16 protein-coding genes are annotated in these 15,998 nt (G+C 70.5%); 7 read left to right on the top strand and 9 right to left on the bottom strand.

Going from position 1 to position 15,998, the window contains the following annotated elements; translation table 11 throughout:
• Positions 1–154 precede the first annotated feature (154 nt).
• The gene (locus RCR19_RS19850) at positions 155–517 is read left to right on the top strand and encodes a DsrE family protein (protein ID WP_331266353.1); all 363 of its coding nucleotides are present in this window, start codon (positions 155–157) and stop codon (positions 515–517) included.
• A 25-nt stretch (positions 518–542) separates the two neighbouring features.
• On the opposite strand, the gene RCR19_RS19845 is transcribed toward RCR19_RS19850, so the two are convergent.
• From RCR19_RS19845 to RCR19_RS19815, 7 genes are all read right to left on the bottom strand, one after another.
• A complete protein-coding gene (locus RCR19_RS19845) occupies positions 543–800 on the bottom strand; it encodes a DUF3099 domain-containing protein (protein ID WP_059126939.1) in 258 nt (85 codons plus the stop codon).
• 119 nt (positions 801–919) lie between these two features.
• Positions 920–1,207, bottom strand: a complete 288-nt coding sequence (locus tag RCR19_RS19840; RefSeq protein WP_331266352.1) for a DUF1416 domain-containing protein — start codon at positions 1,205–1,207, stop codon at positions 920–922.
• Between the two features lie 35 nt (positions 1,208–1,242).
• Positions 1,243–2,088: a sulfurtransferase gene (locus RCR19_RS19835; protein ID WP_331266351.1), complete on the bottom strand. Its 846-nt coding sequence runs from the start codon at positions 2,086–2,088 to the stop codon at positions 1,243–1,245.
• Positions 2,089–2,505: 417 nt separating this feature from the next.
• Positions 2,506–3,243: a DUF2993 domain-containing protein gene (locus RCR19_RS19830; RefSeq protein ID WP_331266350.1), complete on the bottom strand. Its 738-nt coding sequence runs from the start codon at positions 3,241–3,243 to the stop codon at positions 2,506–2,508.
• Between the two features lie 113 nt (positions 3,244–3,356).
• A complete protein-coding gene (locus RCR19_RS19825) occupies positions 3,357–4,445 on the bottom strand; it encodes a hypothetical protein (RefSeq protein ID WP_331266349.1) in 1,089 nt (362 codons plus the stop codon).
• Positions 4,446–4,453: 8 nt separating this feature from the next.
• A complete protein-coding gene (locus RCR19_RS19820) occupies positions 4,454–4,708 on the bottom strand; it encodes a MoaD/ThiS family protein (RefSeq protein WP_059126934.1) in 255 nt (84 codons plus the stop codon).
• Positions 4,709–4,745: 37 nt separating this feature from the next.
• A complete protein-coding gene (locus RCR19_RS19815; RefSeq protein WP_331266348.1) occupies positions 4,746–5,600 on the bottom strand; it encodes an alpha/beta fold hydrolase in 855 nt (284 codons plus the stop codon).
• A 285-nt stretch (positions 5,601–5,885) separates the two neighbouring features.
• Here RCR19_RS19815 and RCR19_RS19810 point away from each other — a divergent pair, with 285 nt between their 5' ends.
• Both RCR19_RS19810 and RCR19_RS19805 read left to right on the top strand, forming a co-directional pair.
• Positions 5,886–6,701: a response regulator transcription factor gene (locus RCR19_RS19810; RefSeq protein ID WP_331266347.1), complete on the top strand. Its 816-nt coding sequence runs from the start codon at positions 5,886–5,888 to the stop codon at positions 6,699–6,701.
• Positions 6,702–6,750: 49 nt separating this feature from the next.
• Positions 6,751–7,776, top strand: a complete 1,026-nt coding sequence (locus RCR19_RS19805) for a LacI family DNA-binding transcriptional regulator (protein ID WP_331266346.1) — start codon at positions 6,751–6,753, stop codon at positions 7,774–7,776.
• 195 nt (positions 7,777–7,971) lie between these two features.
• Here the strand turns inward: RCR19_RS19805 and RCR19_RS19800 are convergent, their stop codons facing one another.
• On the bottom strand, positions 7,972–9,768 hold the full coding sequence (locus RCR19_RS19800; protein WP_331266345.1) for a trypsin-like serine protease: 1,797 nt from the start codon (positions 9,766–9,768) through the stop codon (positions 7,972–7,974).
• 385 nt (positions 9,769–10,153) lie between these two features.
• On the opposite strand from RCR19_RS19800, the gene RCR19_RS19795 reads away from it, so the two are divergent.
• The 4 genes from RCR19_RS19795 to RCR19_RS19780 all read left to right on the top strand — a co-directional run bounded on the left by RCR19_RS19795 (position 10,154) and on the right by RCR19_RS19780 (position 13,934).
• Positions 10,154–11,314: a trypsin-like peptidase domain-containing protein gene (locus tag RCR19_RS19795; RefSeq protein ID WP_331266344.1), complete on the top strand. Its 1,161-nt coding sequence runs from the start codon at positions 10,154–10,156 to the stop codon at positions 11,312–11,314.
• A gap of 38 nt (positions 11,315–11,352) precedes the next feature.
• Complete coding sequence (locus RCR19_RS19790) at positions 11,353–11,601, top strand: hypothetical protein (protein ID WP_059126928.1); 249 nt, start codon at positions 11,353–11,355, stop codon at positions 11,599–11,601.
• 129 nt (positions 11,602–11,730) lie between these two features.
• A complete protein-coding gene (locus tag RCR19_RS19785) occupies positions 11,731–12,462 on the top strand; it encodes a response regulator transcription factor (RefSeq protein ID WP_059126927.1) in 732 nt (243 codons plus the stop codon).
• On the top strand, positions 12,459–13,934 hold the full coding sequence (locus tag RCR19_RS19780) for a HAMP domain-containing sensor histidine kinase (RefSeq protein ID WP_331266343.1): 1,476 nt from the start codon (positions 12,459–12,461) through the stop codon (positions 13,932–13,934). Before RCR19_RS19785 ends, RCR19_RS19780 begins: the two co-directional genes overlap by 4 nt.
• A gap of 78 nt (positions 13,935–14,012) precedes the next feature.
• Here the strand turns inward: RCR19_RS19780 and RCR19_RS19775 are convergent, their stop codons facing one another.
• On the bottom strand, positions 14,013–15,803 hold the full coding sequence (locus RCR19_RS19775) for a bifunctional metallophosphatase/5'-nucleotidase (protein ID WP_331266342.1): 1,791 nt from the start codon (positions 15,801–15,803) through the stop codon (positions 14,013–14,015).
• Positions 15,804–15,998: the final 195 nt, after the last annotated feature.

Genomic DNA, 15,998 nt, shown 5'->3' with positions numbered 1-15,998 from the left:
GAGCTTCCCGGTCGCTCTTCGGGTCTTTCCGGTTCTTCCAAGACGTCCCCCACAGAACGAGAAGCACGGATTCCGTATCCGCGCACACAGGAGACTCATGGCTACTGAACGGAGTTGCACGGGAGTTGATCACGATTCGGACTACGATTCGAGCATGTCGAAGAAGCTCGTGATCAAGGTGACGGCCGGTGCGGACGCCCCCGAGCGCTGTTCCCAGGCGTTCACCGTCGCTTCCGTGGCCGTTGCCAGTGGAGTCGACGTCTCGTTCTGGCTGACCGGTGAGTCCTCGTGGTTCGCGCTGCCGGGCCGGGCCGCGGAGTTCGAGCTGCCGCACGCGGCGCCGCTGCCCGATCTGATCGAGGCGATCATGGCGGCCGGGCGGATCACCCTGTGCACCCAGTGCGCGGCCCGCCGGGACATCACACAACAGGACGTCATCGACGGCATCCGGATCGCCGGCGCACAGGTGTTCGTCCAGGAGGCGCTGGCGGACGACGCCCAGGCACTCGTCTACTGAGGCGTGCCCGGCGAGGGCGCAGACCTCAGTGCCGCTTCTTGCCGTCCAGCTCGTCCCACCACTCGTCGGACTTGGGGTCCCCGGACGGATCGTCCCACCACCGGTCCTCGGGACCCCGCCGGTTCGCCACCATGGCCGCCAGCGGCGGGATCACCATCGCGAGCAGGCACATCCCGACGGCCGCGGGGACCGACCAGATACGCACGACCCCCCAGGCCAGGACGAACAGACCGATGCAGGTCCCCATCATGGCGAAGTAGACGTGCCGCCGTCGCGCGTACATATCTCCAGGCTATGCCCGGACACGCCGAAGGGCCGCACCCCTGCAGACAGGTGTCCTGCCCCGGGATGCGGCCCTTCAGCCGTGCACGTACGGCCCCTCGGACCGTCGTGGAGTGATCGTCAGACGGCGATCGCGACCTCCGCGAGGCCGCCCGTCTGCGCGACGACCGTGCGGTCCGCGGTGGCGCCCGGCACCAGGGCCCGGACGGTCCAGGTCCCCTCGGCCGCGTAGAAGCGGAACTGTCCGGTCGCCGAGGTCGGGACCTCGGCGGTGAACTCGCCGGTCGCGTCGAGCAGGCGCACGTAGCCCACCACGGGCTCGCCGTCGCGGGTCACCTGACCCTGGATCGTGGTCTCACCGGGCTTGATCGTCGAGGCGTCGGGACCGCCGGCCTTCGCTCCACACATGGCTCTTCCTTAGGGGTAGGTCCGGGGATCCGGGGTTACTTGGCGGCGCCGAGCTCGATCGGGACGCCGACGAGGGAGCCGTACTCGGTCCAGGAGCCGTCGTAGTTCTTGACGTTCGGGACCTCGAGCAGCTCGTGCAGGACGAACCAGGTCAGCGCGGAGCGCTCACCGATGCGGCAGTACGCGATGGTGTCCTTGGCCAGGTCGACGCTCTCCTCGGCGTAGAGCGCCTTGAGCTCGTCGTCCGACTTGAAGGTGCCGTCGTCGTTGGCGTTCTTCGACCAGGGGATGTTGCGGGCGCTCGGCACGTGGCCGGGACGCTGCGACTGCTCCTGGGGCAGGTGCGCGGGGGCGAGCAGCTTGCCGGAGAACTCGTCGGGCGAACGGACGTCGACCAGGTTCTGCACGCCGATCGCGTCGACCACGTCGTCGCGGAAGGCGCGGATGGCCGTGTTCTGCTCCTTCGCCCGGTACTCGGTGGCGGCCCGCTCGGGGACCTCCGTGCCGTCGACCAGCTCGCGCGCGTCCAGCTCCCACTTCTTGCGGCCGCCGTCGAGAAGCTTGACGTTCTCGTGGCCGTACAGCTTGAAGTACCAGTAGGCGTAGGAGGCGAACCAGTTGTTGTTGCCGCCGTACAGGACCACCGTGTGGTCGTTGGCGATGCCCTTCTCCGACAGGAGCTTCTCGAAGCCGGCCTGGTCGATGAAGTCACGGCGGACCGGGTCCTGGAGGTCCTTGGTCCAGTCGATCCGGATGGCGTTCTTGATGTGGTTCTTGTCGTAGGCGGAGGTGTCCTCGTCGACCTCGACGATGGCGATCGTCGAGTCGTCCAGGTGCTCCTGCAGCCAGTCGGCGTCTACCAGGACGTCGCTGCGGCTCATGCTCTATCTCCTCCGGGGCAGTTGCGGCGGGGTCTGCGAGTCGGGGTGGGGTGCGGGTGTGCGGCTTCAGGCCGGCGTACACGGCGCACGGGTGGCCCTGCGTCAGGATCAGGGCCGGCGATACGGGAGTCGGGGCTCCCGCTCAGGAAGTGCGACAGAGCATGGCGGCGACGCGGCACAGGTCTACTGCCCGCCGCTTCGTGAGATCCGCCTGTCGCTGCATGGGGTCGATCGTAGGGACGGACCGCCGGGCATGTCACCGGGGTGTCGAATGGTGAGATACGATCGTCCACATTTTGAGAAACATGGGGCGTCGAGCCCGCCGGTGCAGGGCCCCCGGCGCTCCGGGGGCCCTGTCACAGCTGCGGTACGGACCGGACGTCTCGTCTTTCGGACGCCCGGTGCTCAGGACTCGTCCTACCCGGCCAGCCTGACGTCCGAACCCTTCACCGTGATCTCCACGCCCTTCTGGGCCGCGCGCACCGAGTCGATCCGGATGCCGCCGGGCAGTTGGTCGACGGCCTGCTGGAAGTCGGTGACGGCCCGCACCCGGCCCTCGGCCGGCCGGACGCCCCCGAACCTCGGCAGCGTGTCGGCGTGCACCTTCACGGTCTTGCCCTGCACCGTCACCGAGCTGAGCACGGTGACCGGGTCCGGCAGGGTCTTGCCGAGGACCGTCGCCTCGACCGCGACCTTGATCTTGCCGTTGCCGCCGTCCGAGAGGCCGACGACCCGGGCGGTGACACCGGGCGCCACCTGGGTGGGCTCGGCCTTGGCGGTCCTGAGCAGTTCCTCGTAGGAGATGAGCGCCGTTCCGGTGGCGGTGGCCGCGGTCGCGGAGCTGTAGTCGCCGGTGAACCTCACGCCCTTCATGTCGGCGTTCAGGTCGTCTATGCGGATCTTCTCGCCGCCGTCCCCGCTGGGGGCCTCGTAGTTCCTGATCCCGACCTCGATGTCGTCCAGCTCCCCGCCGGCCACCTGGGTGAGGAAGGGGAAGCCCTTGATGGACACGTCCGGGGTGTCGGTCAGCCCCTCGGAGGTCTTCAGCTTGTCGGCCGCCTCGCTCTCCGCGAAGTGGACCGCGACACGGTCCACCACGACGAAGAGGACGCCCAGGACCAGGACGACGATCAGCAGTCTCCGCAGTGCGCGCATGCTCGGTGTTTCCCCCACCTAGGCGGTCGATGACGGACCGGGTGACCGTCGAGCGCGACTGTAACCCCGTGCGGACGGAGGTCCTCCGAATTGTCGATCACCTGTGACACTGGCTAGCCGATGGCACGCCCGAGCAGATAGATCACCGGCGCCGCCGCGGTCAGCGGCAGGGCCACGCCCGCCGTGAAGTGGACGAAGCGGGAGGGGTAGTCGTAGGAGGCGACCCGGTTGCCGACCAGCGCGCAGACGCCCGCACCCAGACCGAGGAAGGCGCCCGACGTGCCGGCGCCGGTGGCGTTCCCCATGGCGATGCCCGCACCGGTCGCCGCCAGCAGGGCCACGACGACCGAGGCCGCGGTCGGCAGCGGCAGCGCCCGCGCAAGGACCGCCACGGCGACGGCGACGGCTCCGACGGTGACGGCGTCCGCCTCGGCCGCGAGGTGCCCCGCAGCGATGATCGACAGCGAGGCCGAGGCGACGGTCGCCATCAGGCCGTGCATCCGGGTGTCCGGGTCGGCGTGCGACCGCAGCTGCAGGACGAGGGAGAGCAGGACCCAGACGCCGAGGGCGCCGAGGATCGCGGCGGGCGCGTGTTCGCGGCCGGCCACGAGCACCGCGACGTCCGCGGCGACGGCGCCCAGGAACGCCAGCGCGATGCCCTGCCGGGCGGGCCACATGCCGTTCAGCCGGAACCATCCCGCGGCCGTCACAGCCTGGAGGATCACCAGCGGCACCACCAGGGCGTACGGTCCGAGGGCCGCGCCACCGGCGAGCAGCGCCCCGAGCAGCGCGGTGAGCGCGGCGGGCTGGAGCCCCGGCTCGATGATGGGCGAACGCCCTTCGAGCCGGGCCCGCTGATTCGCGGGGAGTCGGGAGATGTCGACGGGGGGTGCCGCGGGCGCGGTCGTGGTCTGCGTGCCGCCACCGCCGCGGGCCGCCGGCCCGCCGGGGCCGGTGGGATGGGCGCGGCCGCCCACGCCGTGCGCGGCGTAACCGTGGGGGTCGTACGCCTGGGACTCCGGCGGCAGCGGCTGGGCGGGGCCGTACGCCTGTCCGTCCCAGTGCTGCGGGTAGGCCGAGGGCTGCTGCGGATACCCGGCGCTCGGGTCGTACCACTCCTGCTGTTGCGGCTGCTGCGGATAGGAGTGCTGCTGATGGGGGTCGAAGCCCGGGTCGTAGCCCTCGTACGGCTGGTTGCTCATCGCTGTGCTCATCCTCCTGCGAACGGTGGGAGCACCTCGACCGTGCCGCCCTCGGCCAGCCGTACCGTCTCGTGCTCACGGGTCCCGACGGGGTCACCGTCGACAAGGAAGGAGCATCGCCGCAGGACGCGGACGAGTTCGCCCGGGTGCCGGCCGCGGGCCGCGTCGAGCGCCTCCGCGAGCGTGGTGGCGTCGTACGGTTCCTCGGCGGTCCCGGCCGCGGCCTTTGCGGCGGCCCAGTAGCGCACTGTGCCCTGTGCCATCTGCTTCCTCAACTCGGTCTTGGTGAACACCGTCAGGCTAGCCCGCGTGGGAGACCGCCCACGCCCCGATCCGCGCCACGAGTTCGTCGTCGCTGGCGTGCTCGGCGTGGCCCATGCCGGGCTCCAGCCACAGTTCGGCGTGCCCCGGTGCCGCGTCGGCCAGCATCCGGGGGTGGTCGACGGGGAAATAGCCGTCCTGGTCGCCGTGCACGATCAGCAGCGGGGTCGGTGCGATCAGGGGGACGGACTCCACCGGCGAGGTGGGGACCGGGTCCCAGTCGCGGTGGTGGATACGGGTGCGCAGACCGTAGCGGCCCAGCAGACGCCCCTCCGGCCGGGTCACCAGCCAGTGCAGCCGGCGCATGGGGGCCGTGCCCCGGTAGTACCAGCGGGCGGGGGCGCTGACCGCCACCACGGCGTCCGTACCGGCGTCCCCGAGGTGCAGCGCCGCGTGCCGCAGCACCACGGACCCGCCCATGGAGAATCCGACGGTCACCACCCGTGTGTGCCCGAGGGCACGCGCCCACTCCACCGCGGCCGCCAGGTCGTACACCTCGCGGTCGCCGACCGTCGAGCGTCCCCCCGACGCACCGTGGCCCCGGAAGGAGAACGTGACCACCGCGCCGTGTCGGGCGAGGACGTCGGCCACCCGGCGTACATGGGGCCGTTCCAGGTCGCCCGTGAAGCCGTGGGCGACCACGATCGCAAGATCCTCGAGATGACCGGAAGGTGCATGCCCGATGTCCGTCGCGGCGGCGCCGGGATCGTATGCGGCGTCGATCCGGACCCCGTCGACCGTGTGCAGCAGCGTCCGCAGCGGGCCCCGTCGGGCCGTCTCAGAGTTCGGACGAAGCATGGATCGTGCCGTATGACCTGCCGGACCAGAGCTCATGTGGGCTATTCTGCTGGGGAGAGGACTCGGGCAGCGTAGCCCCCGGGTCCTTTTGTGCTTTCGGAAGCGTTGTATACGAAGCGGGAAACCGCAGGTGTACGGGCCGCCGAACGTGAAGGCGGGTCCCCGGCGCGGGATCCGCACCGTACGAAGCTGTGCCGAAGGCTCCCCCACCGCCCGGAGGGCGTGGGAGGTACCCCCACTCGCAGGGACCGAGGAGGAACCAGACGCTATGGGCGAGCGAACCGTGCACGAACGTATGACGACCGGGGCGGGTGGGGTGCGATGAGTTCTCTGCTGCTCCTGACCAATGCCCTTCAGCCGTCGACGGAGGTGCTTCCCGCTCTCGGCCTGCTCCTGCACAACGTGCGAGTGGCACCGGCGGAAGGCCCCGCTCTCGTCGACACCCCGGGCGCCGACGTCATCCTGATCGACGGCCGGCGCGACCTTCCGCAGGTGCGCAGCCTGTGCCAGCTGCTGCGGTCCACCGGGCCCGGCTGTCCCCTCGTCCTCGTGGTCACCGAGGGCGGCCTCGCGGCGGTGACCGCCGACTGGGGCATCGACGACGTCCTGCTGGACTCCGCGGGACCCGCCGAGGTGGAGGCCCGCCTCCGCCTGGCCATGGGCCGCCAGCAGATCGTCAACGACGACTCCCCGATGGAGATCCGCAACGGCGACCTGTCCGTGGACGAGGCGACCTACAGCGCCAAGCTCAAGGGCCGCGTCCTCGACCTCACCTTCAAGGAGTTCGAGCTCCTGAAGTACCTCGCCCAGCACCCGGGCCGCGTCTTCACCCGCGCCCAGCTGCTCCAGGAGGTCTGGGGCTACGACTACTTCGGCGGTACGCGCACGGTCGACGTGCACGTACGGCGGCTGCGCGCCAAGCTCGGACCCGAGCACGAGTCGCTGATCGGCACCGTCCGCAACGTCGGCTATCGCTTCGTCACCCCGGAGAAGGCGGACCGCGCCTCCGGCGGCGCCTCCCGTCAGGGCGAGGCCGAGAACGGTGGGGGGACGAGCGCGAAGGCCGCCCGGGCAAAGCCGGAGGATGCGGGCGAGATGGCCGCCCTGTCCTCGACCGAGGTCACGGCTGAGGCATAGAAAGGCGTATGCCCTGCCCAGGGCGGGTCCATCCGCGTAGACTCCGCGCGTGGCCAAGGTGACTCGGGACGATGTGGCGCGGCTGGCGGGTACTTCCACCGCCGTCGTCAGCTATGTCATCAACAACGGACCCCGGCCGGTCGCCCCGGCCACGCGCGAGCGCGTGCTCGCCGCCATCAAGGAGCTGGGGTACCGGCCCGACCGGGTCGCCCAGGCCATGGCCTCCCGGCGCACGGACCTCATAGGCATGATCGTGCCCGACGCGCGTCAGCCCTTCTTCGGGGAGATGACGCACGCGGTCGAGCAGGCCGCCGCCGAGCGCGGAAAGATGGTCCTCGTCGGCAACACCGACTATGTGGCCGAGCGCGAGGTCCACTATCTGCGGGCCTTCCTCGGTATGCGCGTCTCGGGTCTGATCCTGGTCAGCCACGCGCTCAACGACCACGCCGCCGCCGAGATCGACGCATGGGACGCCCGGGTGGTGCTGCTGCACGAGCGGCCCGAGGCGATCGACGACGTCGCGGTCGTCACGGACGACCTCGGCGGTGCCCAGCTCGCCGTGCGTCACCTCCTGGAGCACGGATACGAGTACGTCGCCTGTGTGGGCGGCACCGCGGAGACCCCGGCGGTCGGCGACCCGGTCTCCGACCACGTCGAGGGCTGGCGCCGGGCGATGCAGGAGGCCGGGATCCCCACGGAGGGCCGGCTCTTCGAGGCGCCGTACAACCGCTACGACGCCTACCAGGTGGGACTGGAGCTGCTGTCCGGCCCCGACCGTCCGCCGGCCATCTTCTGCTCCACCGACGACCAGGCGATCGGCATGCTGCGCGCGGCACGCGAGCTGCGCATCGACGTGCCGGGGGAGCTCGCGGTGGCGGGCTTCGACGACGTCAAGGAGGCGGCGCTGACCGATCCCCCGCTGACGACCGTGGCCTCGGACCGCTCGGGGATGGCCCGGGCCGCCGTCGACCTGGTGCTGGACGACGGTCTGCGGGTCGCGGGATCGCGCCGGGAGCGGCTGAAGCTGTTCCCGTCCAGGCTGGTCGTACGGCGCTCCTGCGGCTGCACGGGCTGAGCCGGCCGGAGTCCGGTCCCGGCCGTCGCCCCGCAGGCGCCGTGCAGCGACCCGCGGGCGCCGAGCGGCGCGCCCTGCCCGGGCAAACCCGCGCAGTCATGCGGCGCCACCGCCACCGGAAGCCCCCTGCCACCGGACACCCCGCACGCAAACGGCCCGCCGGTGAACCGGCGGGCCGTCGGTGCGCTCGGCTGATCAGAACAGCAGGTTGTACTTGTTGTAGCCGGTGCCCAGCTTGATCCGGGCGCCGAAGAGGCCGGTGGTGGCCTTGTTCGTGCCGCGGTAGAGCCAGAGCGTGCCGCCGGAGTCGCGGGCCATGACATCGGCGATGCCGTCGCCCGTCACATCGCCGTTCGCCACGTACGAGGTGAACTTCCAGCCCGTACGCGCCTTGATCCGCGTGGACCACGGGGTGTGCTCCTGCTGGGTGCCCCGGTAGAGCCACAGGGTGCCGTCGCCGGAGCGGACCAGCAGATCCGCCTTGCCGTCGCCGGACAGGTCGCCGTGGCCGAAGATCTTCACGCCCTTCCAGGCCTTGTTGACGACCTTGACCTTGCCGTAGAACTGACCGTTGCCCTTGCCCGGGTACAGGTACACGGAGCCGTCCGCGTCCACCGCCACCAGGTCGGGGCGGGCGTCACCCGTCATGTCGCCCGGGATGGCGTACGACTTGTAGCCGCCCCACACCGTGCTGATCTGCATCCAGGCGAAGTCCTGGGTGGAGTGGTTGAAGTAGCTGCGGTACAGCTTGCCGTCGTGCTTGTCCCGGATGATCAGGTCCTGGAAGTAGTCCCGGTCCAGATCGGCCTGCAGGGCCCAGCTCATGTCCTGCCAGCCGGCGCTCTGGTAGCCGGGCCGCCCCAGCGTGGTGCCCTTGCTGTTCTGCTGGAAGAGGCCGCCCGAGGGCGTGCGCAGCAGCAGGTCGGCGCGGCCGTCGTACGACAGGTCGGCGTCGTCGATGCGCGGCTGGGCCCCCACGGTATAGGTGGAGACCTTGGTGAAGACCGGGTAGGCGCCCTTGGCCGTGCAGCCCTCCACGCCCCACGACACAATGCCGACGATCTTGCCGCTGACCACCAGCGGGCCACCGGAGTCGCCGTTGCAGGTGCTCTTGGTGCCCTCGTCGGAGCCCGTGGCCGGAGTGCCCGCGCAGATCATCGAGCCCTCGCGGAAGTAGTCCCCGCCGAGGACCGACCGCATGGCGGTGTTGCAGGTGGAGTCGGCGACCAGCGGAAGGGTGGCCTTGCGCAGGGTGGCGGACAGCTCCGAACCGCCGCCGGCGGTCAGACCCCAGCCGTACACGGTGGCATTGGTGCCCGCCCGGTACAGGGTGCTGTCGTTCGAGGCCGCGAGGCGCAGCCAGGGCTGCTCAAGCGGGCGGTCGAGGGTGAGGACGGCGATGTCGTTCTGGATGGTGTCGGGGTTGTAGTGCTGGTGGCTCCACTGACGCAGGACACCGGCGACGGTTCCGCCGCTGTAGTCGTCGAGCGCGGTGGCACCGGCCAGCACCGTGCCGTTCTTCGCCCAGTTCAGACCCGCGACACAGTGCGCGGCGGTGAGGACCTTGTTGGGGGCGACCAGGGTGCCGCCGCAGAAATAGCCCTTGTCGGTGGCGGGGTCGTAGTAGCCGAGCTGGACCATCCAGGGCGCGGAGGCGATCGTCGTCTGGGTGCCGCCGATGATGAACGGGGACACCTTGCCCGACCCGGTGGCGGCGGCAGGCGCCTCGGTGGCCGCCTCCCGCTTCTGTTCCTTGTTCTCGACCGCCTGCCTCCTGGCGGCGTCGAGCAGTCGGTCGCGCAGTTCCTTGTTGGAGGCGGTGGGCTTCGGGGCGGCGGTCCGCTGCTGGAGGACTCCGGGTTTCGGCAGTCCGCCCGCGGCGGCGGCCGGCTGGGCCGCCAGGGCGCCTGCGCCGCTCAGGGCCAGCGCGAGGGCGGTCGCCGAGAGCGTCGTCGCAGTGCGTCTCCAACGGCCGCGCGGGGCACGTATCACTCAGGACTCCTGGGGTGACGTCGTAGGAAGGGCCCGAGAAGGGCGTACGACACACCAGCCCGACGCAGCGCGCACAAAACAGCGCGGCACAGTCGGGCGAAACCGCGGAGCCCCCCTCCGGTCGCCGTGATCTTAGGCCTCAGCGGCCCCTGCGCACACGTCCCACACAGGTCTCAGACAGATGTTCGCCTGACGCTCCACGCACGCTCACCCGCCGGACATCCCGCGTTTCCTTGGTCGACGGAGGCCGGGGGCGGACCCCGGACCCGCGGATTCCGCCCCGGAAGGCCCTCCGAGGCGTCTTTATATCGGGCATACGAGGTTCTGTCGGGCTTCTCAGGGACGACTCAGCTGGCTCTCATGATCCCGGGACAACCTCTATTACATGACCGAGAGCTTCCGCCGCAGCGGCGAGTACGAGCACCCCGAGGGTGACGGGCACCAGTTCGCACACCCGGGGCAGCACGCCTCCTCCCCCGTAAACCCCGAGTGGCCGCCCCCGCCGGCGTACCGTCCGGCCCATCCGGTGGCCGTCGAGCCGGGGACCACGGTCTGGCCCGGACAGCAGCCCGCGTACCCGGCCACCACGGCCGCGGCGGGGCACGGCGGCACGGGCGACGGCGGTGGCACGGCTCCCCCGGCGGCGGTCCCCGCCGAGCCCGGGACGCCGAAGAAGCGCTCCACGGGTCCGCTCGCCCTCCTCGCCGCCGTGGCGATCGTCGCCGCGGCCATAGGCGGCGGCACGGCCTACGGCATCCAGGAGCTGACCGGCAAGAACACGGTCTCCTCCAGCTCCACCAGCACCGCCGTGGTGCCCTCGAGCAAGAGGGGCACGGTGTCCGGTGTGGCCGCCGCGGTCAGCCCGAGCATCGTGGAGATCAACGCCGCCTCGAACGCCGGCGAGTCGACCGGCTCCGGCGTGGTCATCACCGGCAACGGCGAGATCATCACCAACAACCACGTGGTCTCGGGCGCCACCTCGATCAAGGTGACGACGAGCAGCGGCAAGTCGTACACGGCGCGGATCGTCGGCACCGACAGCAAGAAGGACCTGGCTCTGCTCGCACTGGAGGGCGCCTCCGGTCTGAAGACCGCCACGCTCGGCAACTCCGACGGCATCCGGGTCGGCGACCAGGTCGTGGCGATCGGCTCCCCCGAGGGCCTGACCGGCACGGTCACCAGCGGCATCGTCTCCGCCCTCGACCGCGACGTGACCGTCTCGACCGAGGAGAACCAAGGGCAAGGGCAGGGCCAGGGCAACGACCAGTGGCCCTTCGAGTTCGGCGGCCGGCACTTCAACGGCGACACGGGCTCGTCCACCACCACGTACAAGGCGATCCAGACGGACGCGTCCCTGAACCCGGGCAACTCCGGCGGCGCCCTGATCGACATGAACGGCAACGTCATCGGCATCAACTCGGCGATGTACTCGGACGCTTCGGACTCGACCTCGTCGAACGCCGGCAGTGTCGGCCTGGGCTTCGCCATCCCGATCAACACCGTCAAGTCCGACCTGGCGAAGCTGCGCTCAGGCTCTCAGAGCTGAGCGGACCTCCCGCCACCGCGATCGGTAAGGAGCACGACATGATCAAGAAGGTTCTGCACGAGGCCACTGCCCCCATCGCCCCCGCCGGCATCTCCCTCGCCCTCGCCGTGGCCCACGAACTGCACGCACCGTCGATCAGGCGGGTGCCGAAGCCCCACGAGGCGCCCGCACGCGAGTTCCGCCTCCCGGAAGTGGCGGTCCCGCAGCTCATGGGCCTGCGCACCAGCGCCGCACGCCCCCACCGCCGCAAGGTGCCGCTCAACCGGCTGACCGCGGTGCTCGGCTGAGCCGTGTGCCGTACGGCTCGGCGATACCCGGCGAAAAAGCCCGAGCCGCCCTTTCCGTCCCAGCCGGGAAACGTGCGAGGCTGAATGCGTCCAGCCCCGCCCACCGCACCTTGAGGACACCGCACCCCGATGAGTCCCGCCGAAGGCGACCGTGAACCCCAGCGCATCCTGATCGTCGACGACGAGCCCGCGGTGCGCGAAGCACTCCAGCGCAGCCTCGCCTTCGAGGGCTACGAGACCGAGGTCGCCGTGGACGGCGCGGACGCGCTGGACAAGGCGACCGCGTACCAGCCGGACCTGGTCGTCCTGGACATCCAGATGCCGCGCATGGACGGTCTCACCGCCGCCCGCAGGATGCGCGGCGCGGGCACCACCACACCCATCCTGATGCTCACGGCCCGCGACACGGTCGGCGACCGCGTCACCGGCCTCGACGCAGGGGCCGACGACTACCTGGTCAAGCCGTTCGAGCTGGACGAGCTGTTCGCCCGCATCCGCGCCCTGCTGCGGCGCAGCTCCTACGCCGCCGTGGCGGTCGGCGCTCAGGAGGACGAGGCGCTGACGTTCGCCGACCTCCGCATGGACCTCGCGACACGTGAGGTCACCCGGGGCGGGCGGCCTGTGGAGCTGACCCGGACGGAGTTCACGCTCCTGGAGATGTTCATGGCCCATCCGCGCCAGGTGCTGACCCGTGAGCAGATCCTGAAAGCGGTGTGGGGCTTCGACTTCGAGCCGTCGTCGAACTCCCTCGACGTCTACGTGATGTACCTGCGCCGCAAGACGGAGGCAGGCGGTGAACCGCGACTCGTGCACACCGTCCGCGGTGTGGGCTACGTCCTGCGGCAGGGCGGCGCCGAGTGATCAAGCGGTTCCGGTCCCTTCCGCTCCGTTCCCGGCTGGCCCTGCTGGTGGCGGCGGCCGTGGCGTTCGGGGTGGCGGCGGTATCGGTGAGCTGCTGGTTCGTCGTGCAGGGCAAGCTGTACGAGCAGGTGGACAACGACCTGCAGAAGTCGGCGGCCAAACCGCAGGGGTACGCCGACGTACTGGGCACACTGGCCTCCTGTCCGCAGAGCCCGGGGACGGACAGCGACGACTTCCGGGTCCGCGACAACCTCTACGTCCAGCTGGTCAAGGCCGACGGGACACCCTGCCTCTCCTCCCACTCCGCCGGCATGGTCAAGGTCACCGACGCCGACAAGGACGTGATCGAGAACGCCAGCAGCAACAAGGGGATCCTTCGCAACGGCACGGACACGGAAGGCACCGACGTACGGGTGCTGACCCTGCCCCTGGTGGTCAGCACGGGTGGCATCGGCAGCCAGCCCCGGCTGTTCCCGGACACCGCTCTCCTCATCGCCGTGCCGCTCAAGAGCACCCAGAACACCCTCAACGACCTGGCCCTGCTGCTGCTCCTCGTCTCCGGCGTGGGAGTGGTGGGCGCCGGGGCGGTCGGGCTGGCCGTGGCACGCGCGGGCCTGCGTCCCGTCGACAAGCTGACCGAGGCGGTCGAGCACGTCGCCCGTACCGAGGATCTGACCATCCGCATCCCCGTGGACGCGCACGGTGAGGACGAGATCGCCCGGCTCTCCCGCTCCTTCAACTCGATGACCTCGGCCCTGGCCAACTCCCGCGAACTGCAGCAGCAGCTGATCGCGGACGCCGGACATGAACTGCGGACGCCGCTCACGTCGCTGCGCACCAACATCGAACTCCTCACCCGCAGTGAGGAGACGGGCCGCCCGATCCCGCCGGAGGACCGCAAGGCGCTGCTCGCCTCGGTGAAGGCGCAGATGACCGAACTGGCCTCGCTCATCGGCGATCTGCAGGAACTGTCGCGGCCGGAGCAGGGCCAGCACACGGGCAGGACGCAGACCGTGGAGTGGCAGGACATCGTCGAGACCGCGCTGGAACGGGCGCGGCTGCGCGGCCCGGAGCTGACGATCATGGCGAACCTCCAGCCGTGGTACGTACGGGCGGAGCCGTCCACGCTGGAGCGTGCCATGGTGAACGTCCTGGACAACGCGGTGAAGTTCAGCCCCGAGGGCGGCACGATCGAGGTCGTGCTGGCGGACGGTGTGCTGACGGTCCGCGACCACGGACCCGGCATCGCCGCGGAGGAACTCCCGCACGTGTTCGACCGCTTCTGGCGTTCCCCGAGCGCCCGGGCGCTGCCCGGCTCGGGCCTCGGCCTGTCGATCGTGGCCCGTACGGTCCAGCAGGTGGGCGGCGAGGTGTCCCTGACACCGGCGGAGGGCGGTGGCACGGTGGCGACGGTACGGCTGCCGGGCACGGCGACGCCGCAGTTGCAGACCGGCAGACACGAACTCGCGTGATGCGCACGCGGCCGTCCGGACCGGAAAGGCCCGCCCCCGTCGAGGGACGGTGACGGGCCTTCGATCATTGCGTCCCGGTCACCGCACGAGGGTGATCCGCTGGGCCGCCGGCACCGGATACGGCGCCGAGGCCGAGGAGTTGGCCGTGAGGTATCCCTCGAACGCGGCCAGGTCGTCCCCGCCGACAAGCACGTTCGCGCCCTTGCCGAGCTCCGCGAAGCCGTCACCGCCGCCCGCGAGGAAGGAGTTCATCGCGACGCGGTAGGTGGACGCAGGGTCGATCGCCGTGCCGCCCAGCCTGACGGAGTCCACGACCACACGCGCGGCGCCCGACTTCGTCAGGTCGAGGGTGTAGGTCAGGCCGTTCGACACCTGAAGGATCTTCGGCGAGGCCTCGTTGGCGCCGCTGACCTGCTGCTGCAGCGCGGTGATCACCTGGGCGCCGGTCAGGTCGACCAGGTTCACCGTGTTGGAGAACGGCTGGACCGTGTACGCCTCGCCGTACGTCACGACACCGTCGCCCTCGCCGCCGCTGGAGGCGTAGGTGAGCGACGCGCGGATGCCGCCGGGGTTCATCAGGGCGAGATCGGCTTCCGGGTCGAGGGACTTGGCGTACGCCAGCTGCGCATCCGCGATCAGGTCGCCCATCGGGGACTCGGTACCGCTGTTGCCGATCTCACCCGCGATGTAGCCGATGGGACGGGAGGAGATGGGCGCGGCGAGCGTCTTCCACTTCGTGATGAGGTCCGTCATGTCGGGGGCCTTGGCGACGTCCCGGGTCACCACGTGGTTGGCGGAGGTCACGGCGGTCCGGGCGATGTCCCCGGTCCGGCGGTCGTACGTCAGCGTGGTGTCCGTGTACAGCCGGCCGAACGAGGAGGCCGAGGTGACCATGCGCGGGCGGCCCGCCGGGTCGTCGATCGTGCACACGTACGCCTGGTGGGTGTGCCCGGTGACCAGGGCGTCCACGGCCGGGGTGACGTGCTTGGCGATGTCCACGATCGGACCGGAGATGCCGTCGCCGGCACCGGGGCTGTCGCAGTCGTAGTTGTAGGAGCCGGACGCGGGAGCCCCGCCCTCGTGGACGAGGGCGACGATCGACTGGACGCCCTGGCGCTGGAGCACCTTGGCGTACTTGTTGATCGTCTCCACCTCGTCGCCGAACTTCAGGCCCTTGACACCCTCGGCGGAGACGATGTCCGGAGTGCCCTCGAGCGTCACGCCGATGAAGCCGACCTTGATGCCGTTCTTCTTCCACACCCAGTACGGTGCGAGGATCGGCTTGCCGGACTTCTCGTCCGTCACGTTCGCGGCGAGGTAGGGGAAGTCCGCCCCGCGGAACTTCTTCTGCGCGTCGTAGCAGCCGTCCGTCGGGTGGCAGCCGCCGTTCTGGAGCCGGCCCAGTTCCTTGGCGCCCTCGTCGAACTCGTGGTTGCCCACGCTGGTGACGTCCAGGTCCAGCTTGTTGAGCGCGTCGATGGTCGGCTCGTCGTGGAACAGTCCGGAGATCAGCGGCGAGGCGCCGACCATGTCACCGGCGGCGGCCGTGATCGAGTAACGGTTTCCCTCGCGGGCCTGGCGCAGATGCGTGGCGAGGTACTCGACACCGCCCGCGTCGATGCTCTTGGTGGTGCCGTCCTCCTCCTGCTCGGTCACCCGTCCCGAGGATCCGGCCGGCGGCTCGAGATTGCCGTGCAGGTCGTTGAAGGACAGCAGCTGGATGTCCTGGTAGCGGCCCGGTTGCCCGTGACCGGACGGGTTGCCGTGGGCGCTGGCCGGCAGCGCCGCCACCAGGGCTGCGACGGTGGCCAGGCTCGCGGCCGCCCCCAGGGTGCGGTGAAGACGTCTGTGCCGGTGGATCGGCGGCATGTGCCCCCCTCTGTGTAGTGCGCGCGGCGGCCGCGTGCGCACAGCCGGCCCCGTACGGGCGGCCGGCTGCCTGTGCGCGCGTTGTGTAAAGAGTGCGCCAAGGCGGCCAATCGCGCAGCCTAGGATCAACGCGCGTAGCGCAACAGGGGGTTCGGGGTTACAAGCGCGTTGCCTTTGCCTCCCTTTTCCCCCGTC

The sequence above is a fragment of the Streptomyces sp. WAC07094 genome, assembly GCF_036320405.1.
Taxonomy (GTDB): domain Bacteria; phylum Actinomycetota; class Actinomycetes; order Streptomycetales; family Streptomycetaceae; genus Streptomyces; species Streptomyces lannensis.
The sequence above is the reverse complement of the archived record's forward strand: the minus strand, read 5'-3'. Positions and strand labels throughout refer to the sequence as shown.

Bases quoted from the DNA above. Each gene is read 5' to 3' on its own strand.
- RCR19_RS19830 (WP_331266350.1), bottom strand. From the start codon at position 3,243: ATGCGCGCACTGCGGAGACTGCTGATCGTCGTCCTGGTCCTGGGCGTC.
- RCR19_RS19790 (WP_059126928.1), top strand. From the start codon at position 11,353: ATGATCAAGAAGGTTCTGCACGAGGCCACTGCCCCCATCGCCCCCGCC.
- RCR19_RS19775 (WP_331266342.1), bottom strand. From the start codon at position 15,803: ATGCCGCCGATCCACCGGCACAGACGTCTTCACCGCACCCTGGGGGCG.
- RCR19_RS19810 (WP_331266347.1), top strand. From the start codon at position 5,886: ATGAGTTCTCTGCTGCTCCTGACCAATGCCCTTCAGCCGTCGACGGAG.
- RCR19_RS19840 (WP_331266352.1), bottom strand. From the start codon at position 1,207: ATGTGTGGAGCGAAGGCCGGCGGTCCCGACGCCTCGACGATCAAGCCC.
- RCR19_RS19845 (WP_059126939.1), bottom strand. From the start codon at position 800: ATGTACGCGCGACGGCGGCACGTCTACTTCGCCATGATGGGGACCTGC.
- RCR19_RS19820 (WP_059126934.1), bottom strand. From the start codon at position 4,708: ATGGCACAGGGCACAGTGCGCTACTGGGCCGCCGCAAAGGCCGCGGCC.
- RCR19_RS19815 (WP_331266348.1), bottom strand. From the start codon at position 5,600: ATGAGCTCTGGTCCGGCAGGTCATACGGCACGATCCATGCTTCGTCCG.
- RCR19_RS19825 (WP_331266349.1), bottom strand. From the start codon at position 4,445: ATGAGCAACCAGCCGTACGAGGGCTACGACCCGGGCTTCGACCCCCAT.
- RCR19_RS19835 (WP_331266351.1), bottom strand. From the start codon at position 2,088: ATGAGCCGCAGCGACGTCCTGGTAGACGCCGACTGGCTGCAGGAGCAC.
- RCR19_RS19850 (WP_331266353.1), top strand. From the start codon at position 155: ATGTCGAAGAAGCTCGTGATCAAGGTGACGGCCGGTGCGGACGCCCCC.
- RCR19_RS19795 (WP_331266344.1), top strand. From the start codon at position 10,154: ATGACCGAGAGCTTCCGCCGCAGCGGCGAGTACGAGCACCCCGAGGGT.
- RCR19_RS19785 (WP_059126927.1), top strand. From the start codon at position 11,731: ATGAGTCCCGCCGAAGGCGACCGTGAACCCCAGCGCATCCTGATCGTC.